The organism is Agrobacterium sp. 22-221-1 (assembly GCF_053522445.1).
In genome coordinates, this window is sequence record NZ_JBNWCL010000017.1 from 21,701 (window position 1) to 40,528 (window position 18,828).

General features: G+C 60.3%; 13 protein-coding genes and 1 tRNA gene. 6 read left to right on the forward strand and 8 right to left on the reverse strand.

Annotated features, from left to right (window positions below; all coding sequences use genetic code 11):
- Window position 1: 1 nt before the first annotated feature.
- Window positions 2-1,291 (reverse strand): isocitrate lyase, encoded by a 1,290-nt coding sequence (gene aceA / locus ACQZ5N_RS21080; RefSeq protein WP_448734003.1) that lies wholly within the window; start codon window positions 1,289-1,291, stop codon window positions 2-4.
- A gap of 254 nt (window positions 1,292-1,545) precedes the next feature.
- Between aceA and ACQZ5N_RS21085 the strand changes: the two genes are divergently transcribed.
- The 5 genes from ACQZ5N_RS21085 to ACQZ5N_RS21105 all read left to right on the forward strand — a co-directional run bounded on the left by ACQZ5N_RS21085 (window position 1,546) and on the right by ACQZ5N_RS21105 (window position 7,271).
- The gene (locus tag ACQZ5N_RS21085) at window positions 1,546-2,961 is read left to right on the forward strand and encodes a helix-turn-helix domain-containing protein (RefSeq protein WP_448734004.1); all 1,416 of its coding nucleotides are present in this window, start codon (window positions 1,546-1,548) and stop codon (window positions 2,959-2,961) included.
- 152 nt (window positions 2,962-3,113) lie between these two features.
- Window positions 3,114-4,211, forward strand: coding sequence for a polyamine ABC transporter substrate-binding protein (locus tag ACQZ5N_RS21090; RefSeq protein WP_004432613.1), 1,098 nt, complete (start codon window positions 3,114-3,116; stop codon window positions 4,209-4,211).
- A gap of 165 nt (window positions 4,212-4,376) precedes the next feature.
- Window positions 4,377-5,534, forward strand: a complete 1,158-nt coding sequence (locus ACQZ5N_RS21095; protein WP_142778697.1) for an ABC transporter ATP-binding protein — start codon at window positions 4,377-4,379, stop codon at window positions 5,532-5,534.
- A gap of 11 nt (window positions 5,535-5,545) precedes the next feature.
- A complete protein-coding gene (locus ACQZ5N_RS21100) occupies window positions 5,546-6,454 on the forward strand; it encodes an ABC transporter permease subunit (protein WP_142778698.1) in 909 nt (302 codons plus the stop codon).
- A gap of 4 nt (window positions 6,455-6,458) precedes the next feature.
- Complete coding sequence (locus tag ACQZ5N_RS21105) at window positions 6,459-7,271, forward strand: ABC transporter permease (protein ID WP_004432617.1); 813 nt, start codon at window positions 6,459-6,461, stop codon at window positions 7,269-7,271.
- 310 nt (window positions 7,272-7,581) lie between these two features.
- Here ACQZ5N_RS21105 and ACQZ5N_RS21110 read toward each other — a convergent pair whose 3' ends face one another.
- Window positions 7,582-9,246: an ABC transporter permease gene (locus ACQZ5N_RS21110; RefSeq protein ID WP_448734005.1), complete on the reverse strand. Its 1,665-nt coding sequence runs from the start codon at window positions 9,244-9,246 to the stop codon at window positions 7,582-7,584.
- A gap of 78 nt (window positions 9,247-9,324) precedes the next feature.
- A complete protein-coding gene (locus tag ACQZ5N_RS21115) occupies window positions 9,325-13,113 on the reverse strand; it encodes an ATP-binding protein (protein ID WP_448734006.1) in 3,789 nt (1,262 codons plus the stop codon).
- Window positions 13,114-13,429: 316 nt separating this feature from the next.
- On the opposite strand from ACQZ5N_RS21115, the gene ACQZ5N_RS21120 reads away from it, so the two are divergent.
- Window positions 13,430-13,506: transfer RNA gene (locus ACQZ5N_RS21120), tRNA-His, on the forward strand.
- Window positions 13,507-13,679: 173 nt separating this feature from the next.
- On the opposite strand, the gene ACQZ5N_RS21125 is transcribed toward ACQZ5N_RS21120, so the two are convergent.
- The 5 genes from ACQZ5N_RS21125 to ACQZ5N_RS21145 form a co-directional block, all read right to left on the reverse strand.
- The gene (locus tag ACQZ5N_RS21125; protein WP_448734007.1) at window positions 13,680-14,606 is read right to left on the reverse strand and encodes a dihydrodipicolinate synthase family protein; all 927 of its coding nucleotides are present in this window, start codon (window positions 14,604-14,606) and stop codon (window positions 13,680-13,682) included.
- Between the two features lie 131 nt (window positions 14,607-14,737).
- Window positions 14,738-16,039, reverse strand: a complete 1,302-nt coding sequence (locus ACQZ5N_RS21130; protein ID WP_059760613.1) for a TRAP transporter large permease — start codon at window positions 16,037-16,039, stop codon at window positions 14,738-14,740.
- Window positions 16,040-16,042: 3 nt separating this feature from the next.
- Entirely contained in the window at window positions 16,043-16,576 is a 534-nt protein-coding gene (locus tag ACQZ5N_RS21135; protein WP_448734008.1) for a TRAP transporter small permease subunit, read from the reverse strand.
- Window positions 16,577-16,657: 81 nt separating this feature from the next.
- On the reverse strand, window positions 16,658-17,638 hold the full coding sequence (locus tag ACQZ5N_RS21140) for a TRAP transporter substrate-binding protein (RefSeq protein ID WP_448734009.1): 981 nt from the start codon (window positions 17,636-17,638) through the stop codon (window positions 16,658-16,660).
- 333 nt (window positions 17,639-17,971) lie between these two features.
- Window positions 17,972-18,826 (reverse strand): D-amino-acid transaminase, encoded by an 855-nt coding sequence (locus ACQZ5N_RS21145; protein ID WP_035263057.1) that lies wholly within the window; start codon window positions 18,824-18,826, stop codon window positions 17,972-17,974.
- Window positions 18,827-18,828 lie beyond the last annotated feature (2 nt).

Here is an 18,828-nt window from a genome sequence, read left to right on the forward strand (position 1 = left end):
TTTATTCGGCCGCCGGGCGGAATTGGTCGTGCTCGGTGGATTCCTTCATGGCGGTGGTCGAAGACGCGCCGCCGGAAATGGCGAGCGACACGGCGTCGAAATAGCCGGTGCCGACTTCGCGCTGGTGCTTGGTGGCGGTGTAACCATTGACCTCGGCTGCGAATTCCGCTTCCTGAAGCTCGGAATAGGCCGCCATCTGCCGGTCCTTGTAACCGCGCGCCAGTTCGAACATGCCGAAATTCAGCTGGTGGAAACCGGCAAGCGTGATGAACTGGAACTTGTAGCCCATCGCGCCCAGCTCGCGCTGGAACTTGGCAATCGTCGCGTCGTCGAGGTTCTTTTTCCAGTTGAACGACGGCGAGCAATTGTAAGCGAGCTTCTTGCCCGGATGCACCTTGTGCACGCCCTCGGCAAACCTGCGCGCCTGTTCGAGATCCGGCTTGGAGGTCTCGCACCAGATCAGGTCGCAATAGGGCGCATAGGCCACCGCGCGGGCGATGCAGGGCTCAAGACCGTTCTTGACCTGGTAGAAACCCTCGACGGTGCGGCCGGCATCGTAATCCACGAAGGGACGGTCGCGCTCATCGATATCGGAGGTCAGAAGCTTCGCGGCCTCCGCATCCGTGCGGGCGATAACCAGCGTCGGTACACCCATGACGTCAGCCGCGAGCCGCGCCGCCGTCAGGTTGCGGATATGCGCCGCCGTCGGGATCAGCACCTTGCCGCCGAGATGGCCGCATTTCTTTTCCGATGCCAGCTGGTCTTCATAATGAACACCCGCAGCACCTGCCTCGATAAAGGCCTTCATGATTTCGAAGGCATTGAGCGGCCCACCGAAACCGGCCTCGGCATCGGCGACGATCGGCGCGAACCAGGTGTCGACTGAAAGGCCCTTGCCCTCCGCCGTCTCGATCTGGTCGGCGCGCTGCAAAGTGCGGTTGATGCGCTTGGCAAGCTCCGGCGCCGCATTGGCCGGATAAAGCGACTGGTCCGGATACATGGCCGATGCCGTATTGGCATCCGCTGCAACCTGCCAGCCGGAAAGATAGATCGCCTTCAGCCCGGCGCGAACCATCTGCATGGCCTGGTTGCCGGAAAGCGCGCCGAGCGCGTTGACGAAATTTTCCTCGTTGATCAGCTTCCACAGCCGGTTCGCGCCCATTTCGGCCAGCGAATGGCGGATTTCGACGGAGCCGCGCAGCCGTTCCACGTCGGCGGCAGTGTAGGTGCGCTCGATGCCGTCGAAACGTCCCTGCGCAGCACCCGGAACAAGTTTGTAAAAATCCGTCATACTTCTCTCTCCCATGATAAATGCGGTTTCCGTAACGGGCCCTCTTCAACATCATATGGCGCCGTTTGATGTGACTACATTTACATTTTTCGAGATTTGAGTGCCAGAACAAACATAAAAACAGTGACTTGAAAGAGGTTATCCTGTAGAGTGCATGACAGGGTGGAGATGTAAAATTGTAAATTTTGTAAAATTCCTGCATCCCGCGAATTTGTAATAGATTTGTATGAGTCGCAGGCACGGGAGGCGAGGCGGTGTCGGAAAACAAGATTTTTGCAGGCCCGCGCGTGCGCCGCATTCGCAATGGTCTTGGGTTGACGCAGACGGCCATGGCCGAGGCGCTGGCGATTTCGCCGTCCTATCTCAACCTCATCGAGCGCAACCAGCGGCCGCTGACGGTGCAGCTGCTTTTGAAGCTTGCCTCCGTCTACAAGGTCGATCTGGACGACCTGCAGGGCGAAAGCGCCGGTTCCGCCGGGCAGCTGCGCGAGGTCTTCGCCGATCCGTTGCTTTCGGGTGAAGTGCCGTCGCCGCAGGAGCTGATCGAGGTTGCCGATGCCGCGCCCAATGCGGCAAGCGGTGTCCTCAAGCTTTACCGGGCCTATAGGGAGCAGGCGCAGCGCCTTTCCGATCTCTCCGATCTTCTGGCGCGGGAGGGGCACGAGACGGCGCTCTCCTCCACCCGCCTGCCGATCGACGAGGTGCGCCACGTCTTTGAAAATCGGCCGGCCTATTTCCATGCCATCGACGCGGCGGCGGAAGAACTCCACAAACACCTGTCGGCGGGCGACGATCTCGCCTCCGGCCTTCGTGCATGGCTTCAGAAAAACCACGGCATCGTGGTCCGCACCCTCCCGGTTCATGCCATGCCGAATCTCAGGCGGCGTTATGACCGCCATTCGATGCGGCTGTTTTTATCCGAACGCCTGTCGCAGCCTGACCAATTGCGGGAAATGGCGATGGAGACCTGTCTTCTGGCGCTTCGCGAAGAAATCGGCACGGAGCTTGAAGGGCTTGGCCTGAAAGGGGAGGAGGCAAGGCGCATCGCCCGTTTCGAACTGGCGCGTTACGCCGCCCATGCGTTGATGATGCCCTATGGCGCATTCCTCAGCGCCGCCCAGCGGGCGAAATACGATCTCGAGGTTTTGCGCTCGCGTTTCAACGTCTCTTTCGAACAGGCGGCCAACCGTCTTGTCAGCCTGCAACGGCCGTCAGCCGCGGCGATCCCGTTTTTCCTGATGGAGATCGACAATGCCGGCAACCGTTTCCGCCTTGCAGGGGCCAGCGGTTTTCCAAGGGCGCGGTTCGGCGGCCTCTGTCCGCGTCTCAATATTCATGCCGCTTTCGCCCAGCCGGCACAGGTGCTGGTGGAAGCGGTGGAGATGCCGGATGGCGACGCGTTCCTCACGGTGTCGCGCACACTGGAAGGCCCGCAGGCGGGTTTCGGCGAGAGGGTGAGGCGCACCGCCGTGCTTCTCGGCTGCGATCTCGCCCAGGCCGGAGAGACCGTCTATGGCCCCGCCGCCTCGGGTGCCGCGCCCGTCGCCGTCGGTCCTTCGTGCCGGCTGTGCGAAAGGCAGGGCTGTCTGTCGCGGGCGGAAGCGCCGCTGACGCGGCCGCTCGGGCTCGATGAAATGGTCACCGGTCTCAGTGTTTTCGACTTCCAGTAGGTGTTTCCATTCGCTTTTTTGTGGCCGGAACACATTTGGTTGAAAATGCTGTGCTGCACATTTCCCGCTTGCTCCCTTTTGTTTTCCTTTCTAGTCTCTCCCAAAAAAGGGGATCACGCTCCCATCGTGAGGATGCGTTAACAGGAGACATCATGAAAAACCGTTCTCTCCGCCTGACCTTGGCTCTCACCACCGCGCTCGTTGCAGCAGGCTCGGCAATGGCCCAGGAGAAGGTCGTCCACGTCTATAACTGGTCGGATTATATCGATGAATCGATCCTTGCCGATTTCACCAAGGAAACCGGCATCAAGGTCGTCTATGACGTTTTCGACAGCAACGAGCTTGTGGAAACCAAGCTTCTGGCCGGCAGCTCCGGTTATGATGTCGTGGTGCCGACCGGGCCCTTCCTCGCCCGCCAGATCAATGCCGGCGTGTTCCAGAAACTCGACAAGTCCAAGTTGCCGAATCTGAAGAACATGTGGCCCGAGGTTTCCGAGCGTCTGGCCAAATACGATCCCGGTAACGAATATGCCGTGAACTACATGTGGGGCACCACCGGCATCGGCTATAATGTCGCCAAGGTAAAGGCGGCGCTCGGCGATGTTCCGGTCGACAGCTGGGATATTCTCTTCAAGCCGGAAAATGCCGAAAAGCTGAAATCCTGCGGCATCAATATTCTCGATGCGTCCGACGAGACCTTTGCCATCGCCATGAACTATCTCGGCAAGAATCCGGATAGCAAGGAAACCGCCGATCTCGAGGCGGGCGGCGACGTCTATATGAAGATCCGCCCCTATGTGAAGACCTTCAATTCCTCCGCCTATATCGATGAACTGGCGAACGGCGACAGCTGCATCACCATCGGCTGGTCGGGCGATATCCTGCAGGCGAAGAGCCGCGCCGAGGAAGCCAAGAACGGCGTCGAGGTGAACTACGTCATTCCGAAGGAAGGCACCTATATGTGGTTCGACAACCTTGCCATCCCGGCGGATGCCAAGAATGTCGAGGAAGCCCACGCCTTCATCAACTATCTGATGCGGCCGGAAGTCATCGCCAAGGCCTCCAACTATGTTCAGTATGCCAATGGCAACCTCGCCTCGCAGGCGCTGATGGATGAGTCCGTCGCCAAGAACCCGGCGGTCTATCCCGATGCCGAGACGCTGAAGAAGCTCTTCACCATCTCGCCCTACGGACCGAAGGAACAGCGCGTCCTGAACCGCGTCTGGACGCAGATAAAGACCGGCAGCTGACACTTCCGCCCGCTGGTTGAGGAACGGCCGGCGGGCCTGTTTCTCTGATCCTTTGCCGGCAGGTTCCGTTACCTGCCGGCGTCGCCCGCCTCAAAGCATCGGACCGAAAGTCGGAAAATCCGATGCTCAAATCTACAAGACCAACGGGATTTGAGGGTAGGGTGAATGGCGAAAACTCTGGGGCCGGTCAAACGCAAATTTAGCCCTTGGGACAATCCCGATGCGGTACCCTTCATCCGCTTTGAAAACGTCACCAAACGTTTCGGCGATTTCGTCGCCGTCAACAATCTGACGCTCGATATCTATGAACGCGAGTTCTTCTCGCTGCTCGGTCCCTCCGGCTGCGGCAAGACCACGCTGATGCGCATGCTGGCCGGTTTCGAGGAGCCGACCGAAGGGCGCATCCTGCTGCAGGGCAAGGATATTTCCGGCGTGCCGCCCTATAAGCGCCCCACCAACATGATGTTCCAGTCCTACGCGCTTTTCCCGCATATGTCGGTGGAAAAGAACGTCGCTTTCGGTCTGGAGCAGGACGGTCTGCCCAAGGCGGATATCGCCGCGCGCGTCGAAGAAATGCTGCGGCTCGTCAAGCTCACGGAATTCGCAAGGCGCAAGCCAAGCCAGCTTTCCGGCGGCCAGCGGCAGCGCGTGGCGCTCGCCCGCTCACTTGCCAAGCGACCCAAGGTGCTTCTGCTGGATGAACCGCTCGGCGCGCTCGACAAGAAGCTGCGCGAGGAAACGCAATTCGAACTGATGGACATCCAGACCAATCTCGGTCTCACCTTCCTCATCGTCACCCACGACCAGGAAGAAGCGATGACGGTCTCGGACCGCATCGCTGTCATGGACAAGGGCAATGTCGTGCAGGTGGCGACGCCGGCCGAGATCTATGAAGCGCCGAACAGCCGCTACGTGGCGGATTTCATCGGCGATATCAATATTTTCGACGCCAATGTCGTCGCCAATGCTTCCGATATCGGCAAGCCCGGTCTGGTGACGCTGGATTGCGAAGGGCTGAAGGTGGCGGTGGAGCAGGAATGCGCCGCTGCGACCGGCAGCCAGGTGGCTTTCGCCATCCGCCCGGAAAAGGTCCGCATCTCGCTCGACCAGCCCGCCGACAGCAGCGTCAATTCCGCCTATGGCGAGGTCTGGGATATCGGTTATCTCGGCGACTTCTCCGTCTTCATCGTCAAGCTTGCCGATGGCCGCGTCATTCGCGCCGCGCAGGCGAATGTTTCGCGTCTCGTCGATCGCCCGATCACCTTCGGCGATATGGTGTGGCTGAACTGGAAGCCGGATTCCGGCCTCGTCCTGACGCGTTGAGGGAGGCTTCGATGGCGATCACCACTCCTGAAAACCGGCAAAGCCCCTGGCGCTGGCTGGTCGTCGCGGTTCCCTATTTCTGGCTGCTGCTATTCTTCGCAGCACCGTTTTTCATCATCTTCAAAATCTCGCTGTCGGATACGGCGATCTCCATGCCGCCCTATACGCCGGTCTTCGAAGGGTTTTCGAAGCTCGGCGCGTTCTTCTCCGAACTGGATTTCGAGAACTACCTCTTCCTGACGGAAGACCCGCTCTACATCGACGCCTATCTGTCATCGCTGCGCATCGCCTTCATCTCCACCTTTCTGCTGCTCCTGATCGGCTATCCCATGGCGCTCGCCATGGCGCGTGCGCCGTCTTCCATTCGCCCGACACTGGTGATGCTGGTGATCCTGCCGTTCTGGACCTCGTTCCTGATCCGCGTTTACGCCTGGATCGGCATTCTGAAGCCGGAAGGCCTGTTGACGGTGCTGTTCCAATGGCTCGGTTTTCTCGGACCGGACCAGCAGGTCAATATCTTCCGTACGGAAACGGCGATCTTCATCGGCATCGTTTATTCCTATCTGCCCTTCATGGTGCTGCCGCTCTATTCGGCGCTGGAAAAGCTCGACAATACGCTGCTGGAAGCGGCGGCCGATCTCGGCTGCCCGCCATGGAAGGCCTTCTGGAAGATCACCTTCCCGCTGTCGTTGCCGGGCGTCATTGCCGGCTCGATGATCTGCTTCATTCCGATAACAGGCGAATTCGTCATTCCCGATCTGCTCGGCGGCGCCCAGACGCTGATGATCGGCAAGACGCTGTGGACGGAATTCTTCGGCAACCGCGACTGGCCCCTGGCTTCCGCCGTGGCGGTGCTGCTGCTGCTGTTGCTGGTGGTGCCCATCGCCATCTTCCAGAACCAGCAGAAGAAGGTAGGGTGAAGCCATGAAGCGCGGAAAATTCGACATCACCGTCCTCACCCTCGGTTTTGCCTTTCTTTATATCCCGATCATCATCCTGATCGTTTATTCCTTCAATGCCTCGAAGCTCGTCACCGTCTGGGGCGGTTTCTCGCTGCAATGGTACCGCTCCATGTGGTCGAACCAGGGGCTGATGGATGCGGCCTGGGTGACGCTGCGCGTCGGCATCCTCAGCGCCACCATCGGCACCATCCTCGGAACGCTGGCGGCGCTGTCGCTGACACGGTTCGCGCGGTTTCCGGGCCGGGTGCTGTTTTCGGGCATGATCTATGCGCCGCTCGTCATGCCGGAAGTAATCACCGGCCTGTCGCTGCTGCTGCTCTTCGTGGCCGTCGGGGTGGATCGCGGTTTCTGGACGGTGGTTATCGCCCATACGACTTTCACCATGTGTTACGTGGCGATCGTCGTGCAGTCGCGGCTCCTGACCTTCGATCGCAGTCTCGAGGAAGCCGCGCTCGATCTCGGCTGCCCGCCGGTCAAGACCTTCTTCCGCATCACCCTGCCGCTCATCTTCCCCGCCGTCATCGCCGGCTGGATGCTGGCCTTCACCCTGTCGCTGGACGATCTGGTGATCGCCAGCTTCGCCACCGGCCCCGGTGCAACCACGCTGCCGATCAAGATCTATTCGCAGGTTCGCCTCGGTGTGACGCCGGAAATCAACGCCATCTGCACGATCCTGATCGGGCTTGTCACCATCGGCGTGATTGTCGCCTCCATCGCTTCCAAACGCACCGAATTGCAGCGGATGCGGGACGAACATGCGGCGGCGCGGAACTGATCGAATATCCTGCGTCGATTTTTACGCGTTACTGTTGAAATCGCGAGAAAAGTAGAAACTGTTAATTTAGTTTCGGCGCTTTACGGTCTCAGAATAGGAATTTTCGTCGGTAATTGATCGATTTTGGTTTTAACCGCTTGTTAATAGGAGTTGGCGGAAAGTAAACCCAACGCAGGGCCGTCAAATTTTTGATAGCCGGGACTGATAATTTCCATCTGGCGAGATTGTCCCCCTTTCTCTCGTTGAAAAGCACAACTCATCCAGGCGGCCGCAAGGCCGCCTTTCTTTTTACCGCAAAGGCCCGTGCCATTCAGCGGTTTTCCGGATGATCCATCGATTTCGAGACGAGAAGCACGGGAATAAGCCCGGCAATGATGATGATGATCGCCGGCACGGCCGCATCCTGCACCCTTGAGCGGGACGCATCCTCATAAACCAGCGTGGCCAGCGTGTTGAAACCGAAAGGCCGGAGCAGGATCGTGGCCGGAAGTTCCTTCATGGATTCGATCAGAACGAGCAGAAAAGCCGTCAGCGCCGCGGGCCGCATGTTGGGCAACAGCACCTTGAAAAGCGTCTGCGCCCGGTTGCGCCCAAGCGTCCGCGAGGCCATGTCGATATGCGGCGAGAGCTTCTGGAAACCGGCATCGAGCGTGCCTTCCGCCATGGTCATGAAGCGCACGGCGTGGGCGTAGATGATGGCGAAGGCGGTGCCGGAGAGCAGCAGCCCGGTGGAAAAACCGAAATGTGCGCGGATGAAGCCATCGACGCCATTGTCGAGGCTGGCCAGCGGAATGAGCACCCCGATGGCGAGCACGGTTCCCGGCACGCCATATCCCATGGAGCCGAAGCGGGCGGCCACCTTCGAGGTGCGCGAGCGCTCGGTGCGGATGGAATAGGAAAACACGAAAGCGGCTATCAGCGTCACGAAGGCGGCGGAAAGCGAGACTTCGAGACTGTGTCCGAGTGCTTTCAGAAGCTTCGGCGCAAACAGGGCATCGAGCCTCCTGGCGGCGTAACCGCCCAGCACGATGACGGGAATGAAAAAGCCGCTCGCCACGGGAACGAAGCAGAAAAGGCTCGCGCCCCAGCGCCGCCAGCCGTTGAGCGCTTTCAGCCGGTGACGCTGCGCCATGCTTGTCGCTTTCGGCGCGCCGAAGCGCTGTTTTTCCCGCGCATTGCGTTCGATGACGATCAGCGCACCGACGATGACGAGAATGACGGCGGCGATCTGCGTCGCATTGGCGAGATTGCCGCGATTGAGCCAGGTTTCGTAAATGGTGAAGGTCAGCGTCTGGACGCCGAGATACTCGACCGCGCCGATATCGTTCAGCGTCTCCATCAGGACCAGAGAAAGCCCGATGGCGATGGCCGGCCGGGCCATCGGCAATTGCACGGAGAAGAACACGTTCAGCGGTTTTGCGCCAAGCGTGCGGGCCGCTTCGGCCGCAAACCGCCCCTGCATGGAAAAGGCGGCGCGGGCCGAGAGATAAACGTAAGGATAGAGTACCGAACTCAGAACGATCACCGCGCCGCCGAGCGAGCGTATGTCCGGAAACCAGTAATCGCGGATGCTGTGATAACCGAAAGCGGCGCGCAACGCGCTTTGCACCGGGCCGGTAAAGTCGAGAAACTCGCCGAACGCATAGGCGGCGAGATAGGAGGGGATGGCGAGCGGCAGCACGAGTGCCGCGGACAATAACCGCCGCAGCGGAAATTCGAATGTGGTGACAAGCCAGGCGCAGACGATGCCGAAGAAAGCCGTCGTCGCGGCCGTCATCCCCAAGAGCAGGAAGGTGCGAAACCCGGCGCGCGGCAGGACATTGGCGAGAAGATGCTGCCATCCTTCCGTGCTCCCCGTCAGCGCCAGCCAGAAAATTGCCAGAATGGGCATGGCGGCAATGGCCGCGACGATGACCGCCGTGATGGGCAACACCGAGAAGCGTCTTGTTGCCGGAAGGGAAACCGTCATGGACATGCCAGTCTACTGTCGTGCAAAGGCCTCAACCGGCGACCATGGTGCCGGCGGCTTCCGCATTGCTACGCCCGCATGACCTCAGTTGGCAAGAACCCGTTGCGACGGAAAGGTGATTTCCACCAGCGTGCCTTCATTCGGTGTCGAGGTGATGGAGAAATTCGCCCGGTTGGCGTCCACCATGGCCTTGGTCAGCGGCAGGCCGAGCCCGGTGCCGTCGCCGCGCACGCGCTTGCCGGAGGAAGCCACCTGCCGGAACGGCTTCATGGCCTGTTCCAGTTCCGCCCGGGTCATGCCGATGCCGGTGTCGCGAATGCGCAGCGACACGCTGCCATTGGCCTCATAGGCGGTGGACACCACGATCTGGCCGCCGGACGGCGTGAAGCGGATGGCGTTCGACAGGATGTTCAGCACGATCTGCTTGATCGAGCGCAGGTCGGCGACGATCTGCGGCACGGATTGCGCAAGAGCGGTGCGGATGATGACGCGCTGGTTGTTGGCCTGCGGCTGCACCAGCGAGACCGCCTCGGCCACCGTTTCGTTGAGCGGCACGGCAACGAAATCCACATCCATCTGCCCGGCCTCGATCTTGGAGATATCGAGCAGATCGTTGACGATGTCGAGCACATGCCGGCCGGAACGGCCGATATCATTGGCATATTCCACATAACGCGGATGGCCGATCGGCCCGAAACGTTCGGTCGCCATCATGTCGGCAAAGCCAATGATGGCATTGAGCGGCGTGCGGATTTCATGGCTGACGCGCGCCAGGAAATCGGTCTTGTGGGCATTGGCGGTTTCCGCCGCCCGCTTGGCGTTGCGCAGTTCTTCTTCGGTGCGCTTCCACTGGGTGATGTCGCGGATAACCGCGCAATAGCCATGCGAGGATTTAAGTCGGCCGATGGTCATGAACAGCGGCAGGAAGCCGCCGGATGCTTCGCGGCCGATCACTTCGCGGCCGTCATTCAGCACGCTGGCGACACCGTTATTGGCGAGGCCGGAGAGATAATCCAGCACGGCGCGCTGGCTCTCATGGGCAAAGAGGGTGACGAAAGGCTTGCCGGCGATTTCACCATTGTCATAGTTGAACAGCGCGCTGGCGGAACGGTTGAGCGAGCGGATTTCGCCTTCGTCTCCCAGAAGCACCACCCCGTCGGTGGCCGTTTCCAGAATGGAATGCAGCTCCTCCACCTCGCCCTGCAACAGGGAGAGGCTGCCTGCTTCCGCATTTTCGGCATCGCCGGCAGCAATATTTTCGTTGGCGGCCGCAACCGTCGCCTGCTTTTCCTCAAGCGGCACCAGAGACAGCATCAGCGCCTTGGTTTCTTCCCAGCGGATGGATTGCAGCCGCGCCTTGACGGGAATGATGTCGTTGTCAGAGCTGACGACCACCATCCCGCCTTCGTTGTCCGGCATGTCCTCCAGCTCCTGCCGCTGCAGCAACGCCTCCAGACCGCCCACCTCTTCGAGTTCGGCGAGAGAGCCATAGCCCGTCAATCGCAGGAAATCCGGATTGGCGTGGATCAGCCTGTCGCCGGCATGCACCAGAAGCGCCACGGGCATCTGGTCCAGCGTCTCGGCCGTCAAGGCATTCGCGGGGCGAACGGACGGGCTGACCATGGCGGCGGCTATATCGGCAGCCGGCCGCTCGTCAGCCGCAGGCTCCTGCTTTTCGTCGGAACCGCTTTCATCCGCCGGCGCGCGAATGGCCGCAGGCTGCTCGCCACGAACATAGTCGGCGAAAAGATCGTCTTCCTCCGCCGGTTCGGTTTTCTTGTCGTCATTTTCCGTATCGGAGGGCGCGCTTTCCGAAGCATCCGCATCGATATCCTGCTGAATATCCTGCATGGTCGGCTCAGCGGAAATGGCCTCCGCATCCGTTTCCCGGTCTTCTTCGGAAGCAGCATCCGCCGGCGCAAGGGCGCGGCCGATTTCGCGGAAGGCGGCCTGCTCGCCTGCGGTCAGCCCCTCGCGGGAGCGCGAGCGGCGCTCCTCCAGATGGACGACCTTGTCGGAATAGGCCGGCTCCAGCGCGGGCGCCGCAACCGGCGCTTCGAATTCCGGCGGAGTATAATCACGGTGCTGTTCTTCAGCCGAAACCACGTCCGGTGCATCATCCGCCGCATCGGCCTCCGTTACCGGGACCTCATCTTCACCGATTGAGCCGGAATCTTCACCTGCCTCGCCATCCTCATCGATAAAGGCCAGCAATTCGTGGCTTTCATCCTCAATAGTGGGCTGCGGCAGGGCTTCCGTCGGATCGGCCTCTTCGCCGTTGAGGAAGGTCAGGCCGGTGGCATGCGGGTCTTCGGCGGCATCGGCAAGCCGCACGATGCCGAAACCGCGGAAACCGTCGAATTCGCGTGAGCGCGTATAGGTGGGCAGGGCGGCAAGATCGATCGGCACCATCAGCGATGTGCCTTCCACCGGCCAGTAGATCGTCTTGCCCGACCATGTGTCGCGACGGCCGAGAAGCTCGCGGATTTTGCCGTCGGGATCGAGATTGAACAGGGCCGCGACATCGGCAAAGCCCATGCCTTCCACGGCAGCCGCCTTGGCGCCCACAGCCTCTGCAAATTCATGCGAGATCGAACTGAAGCGTCCCTCCGCATCGATTTTCCAGACGAAACGGGAAGCGCGCGCACCGGCATTGAAAACAAAAGGCTGCGCTTCTGCGCCAGCGCCGATGTCCGTCTCCTCGGTCTCCGTTTCCGTCGTTTTCTCCTCATCCACCGCAGGAGCAGCTTCTGACGGCGCGGTTTCGACGATTTCATCGTCCGCGACTGCGTTTTCTTCGGCTCGGATCTCTTCGGCGGGAGCATCGGTGACTGCGCGCTCGGTTAAGGGAGCTTCTGCTTCATCCTCATCGAGTTCGAAAAGATCGGCGATGTCGTCGGTCATCGCCACATGCGCAGCGGCGTCGGCGTCCTGCGCGGATAGCGCCGCCGGGGTCTCCGCTCCGTTTTCCGGCAATGAGAGAAGGCTGTTCTCATCCTGCTGCGCTGCCACTTCTTCTTCGGGATCGGCCGGCAGTTCCTGAACCTCTTCCACATCCTCGATGCCAGCGACGGCATCGAGCACGGAATCGAAGGAGGTTGCAGCGGCAACAGGCGCGACCTCCGCAACCGGCAGGGCGGGCTCGGCGGCAGCTGGCGTTTCCTGCGGCCTGTCTTCTGCGAAACCGTTGACGGGATCGAGTGTGCCCAGCGCGGTTTCGACCACGAACATCAGGTTCAGTTCGGGCGATGCCGCAATCTGGCCGGTGGCGGCGGGCAGATAGCCCTTGCCGGTCGGCACCGGCCGCTTGACGAGATGGCCGGACTGTCCGGCTGCCATTTTCACCAGTGTCCGTGCGGTATGCGGTGTGATGCCGAGCGACGAAAAGCCGGGCGAGGCGGCGACAATCTCGTTCTCGCCGTTCAGAACCGCCATATGGATATCGGGGTCGTCGAAACCTTCGATCATGCGCCGGGCGCATTCCGCCGTGTCGGGTGCGACTTGGTCGGTGAGGGCGGAAAACAGGATGGCCGGCTGGCTGGGTTCGGCCTCGATGATTTCCGCGCGCGCCGTAACGGCAAGGCTGCGGAAACCCGACGTGATGCGAATGGTAAACGGCAGGCTGTCGCCCGCTTTGGAAAGCCGCGCCGCCGTGGCCGCCAATTGCCGAAAGGTCACGTCCTGCGGTTTCGGACCCTGTTCCAGAAAATCATAGACCATCGGCGTGCCGAACAGCGCCGCACCCCGGCCATTGGCCCAAAGGGCGTTTTTAAGGTCGAGCGAGAACAACGCCATGGCCGCGCCGCGCCCGAAACCTTCACGCACCCGTTCATGCACTGCGATATCGATAAAGGGATACTGGACGGCGGGCATGTCGAAACCTATTCTGGCACTACCGGACCTTGCGGGCTTTTCGGCTTCCTCATGAAGCTCTAAACGTAAACCCGCCGAGGCATCACGTTAACAGAATTTTAAATAACTTCACAGCGCGGTCCGGTCCACCATCCGCCGGATGAATCGCCAAATAGAGTTAACATCAACAGGCCGCTGCGGCCTCTTTATGTCAGCCCGGCCCATTGAAAAGCACTTGCCTTTCTCAGCCTTTTTTCGCAAAATTCGAAGAGGCACTTGCAAATGGGGAAAACACCTTTTATGTCACCCCCCGTGACGCCGCTTCGGCGTTTCATGTGCGGTTGTAGCTCAGTTGGTTAGAGCGCAGGTTTGTGGCACCTGAGGTCGGTGGTTCGACCCCACTCAACCGTACCATTCCCCTCTCCCGATAAGTCTATTTGTCACAGTGACTTACCGGGAGAGGGGAGTTTCCCCTGTATATCTGTTGTCCATGAGCTTCGTTGGGCTCGTCGCGAAGCGAGCAGAAATTCCGTTCCCGCATTGCCTCGCTGATCGGGTCCGTCACAGCGGCAGTGAATTCATCTCCGTCAACGCAACAGGGCCAATCGGCGCATCTGCCGTTCGATCAGCGTCTCGACTTCCTTCACGGCGAGCGCGCTCAGCGGTGCGCCTGGACGGCGCTGGGTCGCGCTGGCGATGGCGCCGCGTTTTGCTAGAACATGTTTTCGCACGGCAAGGCCGAGACCGGGCTGCTGTTCATAGCGCATCAGCGGTAGATAGGCATCGAACAAGTCCTGCGCTGCCTCGTATCTGCCCTCATTGCTGAGACGGACGACATCCACCATCATTTCCGGATAGGCGAAACCGGTCATGGCGCCATCGGCGCCGCGCTGCATTTCCTCGGTCAGGAAAACACCGGCATTGCCGCACAGGATGGAGGTGCGGCGACGGCCTTTGGCCTCCGCTTCGCGCAGGTCTGTGATCTTTTGCAGGCCCGGCCAATCCTCATGCTTGAGCATGACGATGCTGGGATGGGCCTCGAAGATGACGCCCAGGGTTTTTGCGCTTATCTGAACGCCGGTGGAGAGCGGGAAGTCCTGCAGCACCACAGGCACGTCGGCGCCGACAGTCTCGACGACGTTGCGATAATAGACGACGATCTGCTCATCGGTCCGCAGCGCGGGTGGCGGAGCGACCATGACGCCGGCGGCACCCAGATCCATGGCTGCCTTGGTCAGTTCGCCGATGGCGGCAAGGCCGGGTGCGGAGACGCCAACCACCACGGGTTTTCCTTCGGAACGCTTCAGCGTCAGCTTCGTGACTTCGATCGATTCCGCCAGGGTGAGCTTGGGTGCTTCCCCCATCATGCCGAGGATTGTCAGCCCGTCCGCGCCTTTTTCATAATAGAAGTCGACCATGCGGCCGATGCTTTCGCCATCGAGCGAACCGTCTTCGGCAAACGGTGTGCAGGCAATGACGAACACACCCTTGGTACTGGAATTTATGAGCGACATGACATGTTCCTATTTGAGCCGCCTGTGTTGCAAGGGTTCTGTTCCAACCCGTGGAATTGACCGCAGCGGAGTCGGGTCTGGGGGATGCCGGCCCTGCGCATGGGAGCGCTTTGGCCGGCAAGCCGTTTGCGTCAATTATTCGCCAGCATGTCCGGAACGATCGAAACGATTTCCGGGAAGACGGCGATGAGCAGGACAAAAGCGCACATGATGAAGAAGAACGGCATGGTCGCCCGGGTAATGCGGGCCATGCTGTCACCGGTCAGGCGCTGGATGACGGTGAGGTTGAAACCGACGGGCGGCGAGACCTGCGCCATCTCCACCACGATGACGATGAATATGCCGAACCAGACCTTGCTGTAACCGGCCGCCATGACCAGCGGCAGGGTGATCGGCAGCGTCATGACGATGCAGCCCAGCCCTTCCATCACCGTGCCGAGGATGATGTAGAAGATCAGGAGCACGATGATGAGCATGAATGGCGAAAGGCCCCAGCCCTCGATGATGCCGGCGATATAGCGCGGCATGCCGAGATAACCGATGACGGTCGACAGGAACATCGCGCCGACCATGATGAGGCCGATCATGGCGCAGGAATCGGCCGCCTGTTTCGCCGCCTGCATGAGGTTCGAAAGGTTCAGCGTCTTCTGGAAAGCGCCGATGAGGATTGCGCCGCCGACGCCGACCGCGGCTGCTTCCGTCGGCGAGGCGATCCCGCCATACATCGAGCCGACCACGCCGATGATGAGCAGCAGCAGCGGTCCCAGATCCTTCAACGCCACCAGCTTTTCGATGAAGGTGGTGGGCGCGAGGGCCTCACCGACAAGGGCCGGATTCATCAGCGCCCGGATGCCGATATAGCCCATATAGGATGCGGCCATCAGCAGGCCCGGCAGGATGCCCGCCATGAACAGCTTCAGGATCGATTCCTCCGCCATGACCCCATAGATGATCATGATCGTCGATGGCGGGATGAGAAAGCCCAGCGTTCCCGCCCCCGCAAGACTGCCGGTAATGAGGTCGCGGTTATAACCGCGCGAAATAAGTTCCTTTGCGGTGATGCGCCCGACCGTTGCCGTGGTGGCCGCGGATGAGCCGCAGACGGAGGCAAAGAGCGTGCAGCCGAGAACGGTGATATGGGCAAGCCGGCCGGGCACATGCCGAAGCCAGGGGGCGAGGCCGGAGAACAGCGCCTCTGAAATCTTCGTTCGGAACAGGATTTCCGCCATGAAGATGAAGAGCGGCAGGGCCAGCATTTCCGGCGAAACCAGCGTGTTCCAGGTTTGCTGGGCCAGCAGCTTGAAAAGCGGCAAAGCGGGGCGATAGAGTGCGGCCAGCGCCGCCCCGGTGCCGACGAGGCCAAGGCCGATCCAGACCCCCGTACCCAGAATGAGCGTCATCAGGCCGAGCAGGCTGAAGGTGATCTTTCCCATGATTTATTCCAGTCCCGGGCCGGTTGAAAGTGTTTCGCCGCGAAGAAGCCGCAGAAACTGCGCCAGCATCTGCAAATTCAGGATGATCGCGCCGATTGCGAGCGCGCTCTGCGGATAGACGAGCGGAATGCGGATGACCGATGAGGAGGTTGAACCGCGCAGCGCGGACAGGATCGCCATGTCCGTCAATGCGACCGAAAGCGCAACGCAGATAACAAGGCCGACAAGGCATGCCACCATATCCAGCCGCCTTGCGCCGGTTGAAGAAAGTGTCTCGCCTATTGCGGTGACGCGGACATGCGAACCGGATTTCAGCGCGCTGGCGCCGGCGAGCATGAAGCTCGTGGCCATCAGGTAAGCGGCGACATCCCAGGCGAATGGCAGGGAGTAGCCGGCAAGGTTTCTGAGAAGGATTTCGCAGGCGATGAGAATGAAAATGCCGAGGAGAGACAGGGCTGCAAGCACGTTTGCAGCCTCCGTCAACCGGTCGATCGGCGTTATGATGGCAGCGAATGCGGGACTGGCTGGATTTCTCATGATGTTTCTCCGGAGTGCGCAGAAGGAGGCGGACAGCCGGCCGGGATTGCCGGCTGCCCTTTCATTTCCGACGGGAGAAAGTCAGTTGCGCGCCTTCAGATAGGCTTCGACATAGGGCGCGGCATCGGGCACGCGCTTGAGAAAATCGTCCCACAACGGCTTGGCGCGCTCGATGAGGGCGGCCTTGAGTTCGGGAGAAGGCGACGTGACGGTAATGCCCTTTTCCTTCAGGGTGGCGAGCTTGGTTTCGTCCTCGGCCCGGCTGACCAGCCAGAATTCGCCTTCGAGTTTCTTCGATGCCTGTTCGATCGCCGCCTGATTTTCTGGCGACAGGGCATTCCAGGCATCGAGATTGACGGTGACGATGTTGGAAGATGCCTGCCAGTTGAAGGTGCTCATGTTTTTCATGAACTCCCAGAAAGCGCCGTCGACACCGGACGAAGAGGAGGTCGTGACACCGTTGATGGTGCCGGCGGCAAGCGACGGCACGACTTCGCCCCATGGCATCTGAACAGGAAGAGCGCCAAGGGCGTGGAAGAAATTATGGCCGTTGGCATCGACGACGCGGATCTTGAGGCCGTTGACGTCTTCAATTTTTTCGATCGGTTTCGGCGCATAGACGGCCTGTCCCGGCCAGGGCACCATGTAAAGCAGCTTCTGGTTCATCGAGGTTGCGACTTCCTCGATCTTGGGGCGGAAGAATTTGTGCAGCAGCGCAAGGTCAGGCATCGTCGGGGCCAGATATGGCAGCGTCTCGACACCCAGTACCGGTGCTTCACCCACCTGCTGGCTCATCAGAATATCGGCGATGGGAACGATGCCGTCGCGCACGGCGGTCATGCCTTCCGGGCCCTTGATGCCGAGTGACCCGCCGGAATGCACGGTGATGGCGACCTCGCCATTCGTGACGGTCTTTACGGTTTCAGCGAATTTTACCGCGTTCTTGGTGTGAAAATTACCTTCCGGCCAGACGACCGACATGTCCCAGGCCGTTTCGGCGGTTGCGGAGGTTGCAAAGCCGGCAATCGTCAAAGCCAGCCCGGCGAAAATTGCGTTTTTCATGGTTGTGATCCCCTCACTTATTGTGTCCGGCTCACCCTGTCCCTTGGCGACAGGACGGCGCGGTTATTTTCGGTATACAGCACGTACTCCGAATGAAGGGGACTATATGGGCGTTTTTTGAGCGGCGCAATAAGGTGATTAATCTTTGTTCGATTTCGAGCGGGTTCCTTGCCCACCAGCCTTTGCGGTGCTGGCAGTCAGTGGATTGCATTTCAGGGAAATTATCGAAAAGGAGCGGATCGGCAGGCAAGGGGTTGCCGCTGTGTGCCGAATAGGGGGCCAAGTGCGCGGAGCCGCCGGTGGTGCGGCGGCTCACTGAATGCGGGCTGAAAATCAGATCGCCGATGCGAGGCGGGTCTTTATGTAAAGCTCACGCAGTGTCTTCGAGACCGGGCCGGGCTTGCCGTCACCGATGATGGCTTCGTCGATCTTGACGACCGGCATGGCAAAATTTGTCGCCGATGTGATGAAGGCTTCGGCTGCATCCTTTGCCTCGTCCACCGTAAAGGCGCGCTGTTCGACGGCAATTCCGGCGCCCTGCGCAAGATCGAGAATGCTTCCGCGGGTGATGCCGTGCAGAAGTGCGTTGGAAAGTTCGCGCGTGACCAGCGTGCCGTCCTTTTTGACGATATGCGCATTGGCGGCGCTGCCTTCGGTCACGAAACCATCCTCCACCAGCCATGCATCGTCTGCACCGCGTTTCAGCGCCTCCATCTTGGCCATCGAGGGGTAGAGAAGCTGTACCGTCTTGATGTCGCGCCGCTCCCAGCGCCAGTCCGGCATGGTGGCGATGGCAATGCCGGTTTCCGTGCGCGGATTGTCCAGCACGGGTTTTGCCTGGGTGAACAGGGTTATCGTCGGCGTGGCATTGGCGGGAAAAGCGAAATCGCGATCCGCCACACCGCGGGAGATCTGCAGATAGATCAGGCCTTCGTCCATGTGGTTCAAGCGGACGATTTCACGGTGAACGGCCAGAAGTTCCTCCGCTTCGAGCGGGCAGGTCAAGCCGAGTTCGGCGAGCGAGCGCTGAAGGCGGGCGCTGTGGCCGGCATAATCGATCAGCTTCCCGCCGATCACGGCGGTGACTTCATAAATGGCGTCCGCGAACAGAAAGCCGCGGTCGAAAACGGAAACCTTGGCGTCGGCTTCGGCAAGCCAGTCGCCGTTCAGATATACAATGCGTGTCAATG

Bases quoted from the DNA above. Each gene is read 5' to 3' on its own strand.
- ACQZ5N_RS21090 (WP_004432613.1), top strand. From the start codon at position 3,114: ATGAAAAACCGTTCTCTCCGCCTGACCTTGGCTCTCACCACCGCGCTC.
- ACQZ5N_RS21095 (WP_142778697.1), top strand. From the start codon at position 4,377: ATGGCGAAAACTCTGGGGCCGGTCAAACGCAAATTTAGCCCTTGGGAC.
- ACQZ5N_RS21130 (WP_059760613.1), bottom strand. From the start codon at position 16,039: ATGGGAAAGATCACCTTCAGCCTGCTCGGCCTGATGACGCTCATTCTG.
- ACQZ5N_RS21110 (WP_448734005.1), bottom strand. From the start codon at position 9,246: ATGTCCATGACGGTTTCCCTTCCGGCAACAAGACGCTTCTCGGTGTTG.
- ACQZ5N_RS21140 (WP_448734009.1), bottom strand. From the start codon at position 17,638: ATGAAAAACGCAATTTTCGCCGGGCTGGCTTTGACGATTGCCGGCTTT.
- ACQZ5N_RS21100 (WP_142778698.1), top strand. From the start codon at position 5,546: ATGGCGATCACCACTCCTGAAAACCGGCAAAGCCCCTGGCGCTGGCTG.
- ACQZ5N_RS21105 (WP_004432617.1), top strand. From the start codon at position 6,459: ATGAAGCGCGGAAAATTCGACATCACCGTCCTCACCCTCGGTTTTGCC.
- ACQZ5N_RS21135 (WP_448734008.1), bottom strand. From the start codon at position 16,576: ATGAGAAATCCAGCCAGTCCCGCATTCGCTGCCATCATAACGCCGATC.
- ACQZ5N_RS21125 (WP_448734007.1), bottom strand. From the start codon at position 14,606: ATGTCGCTCATAAATTCCAGTACCAAGGGTGTGTTCGTCATTGCCTGC.
- ACQZ5N_RS21115 (WP_448734006.1), bottom strand. From the start codon at position 13,113: ATGCCCGCCGTCCAGTATCCCTTTATCGATATCGCAGTGCATGAACGG.
- aceA (WP_448734003.1), bottom strand. From the start codon at position 1,291: ATGACGGATTTTTACAAACTTGTTCCGGGTGCTGCGCAGGGACGTTTC.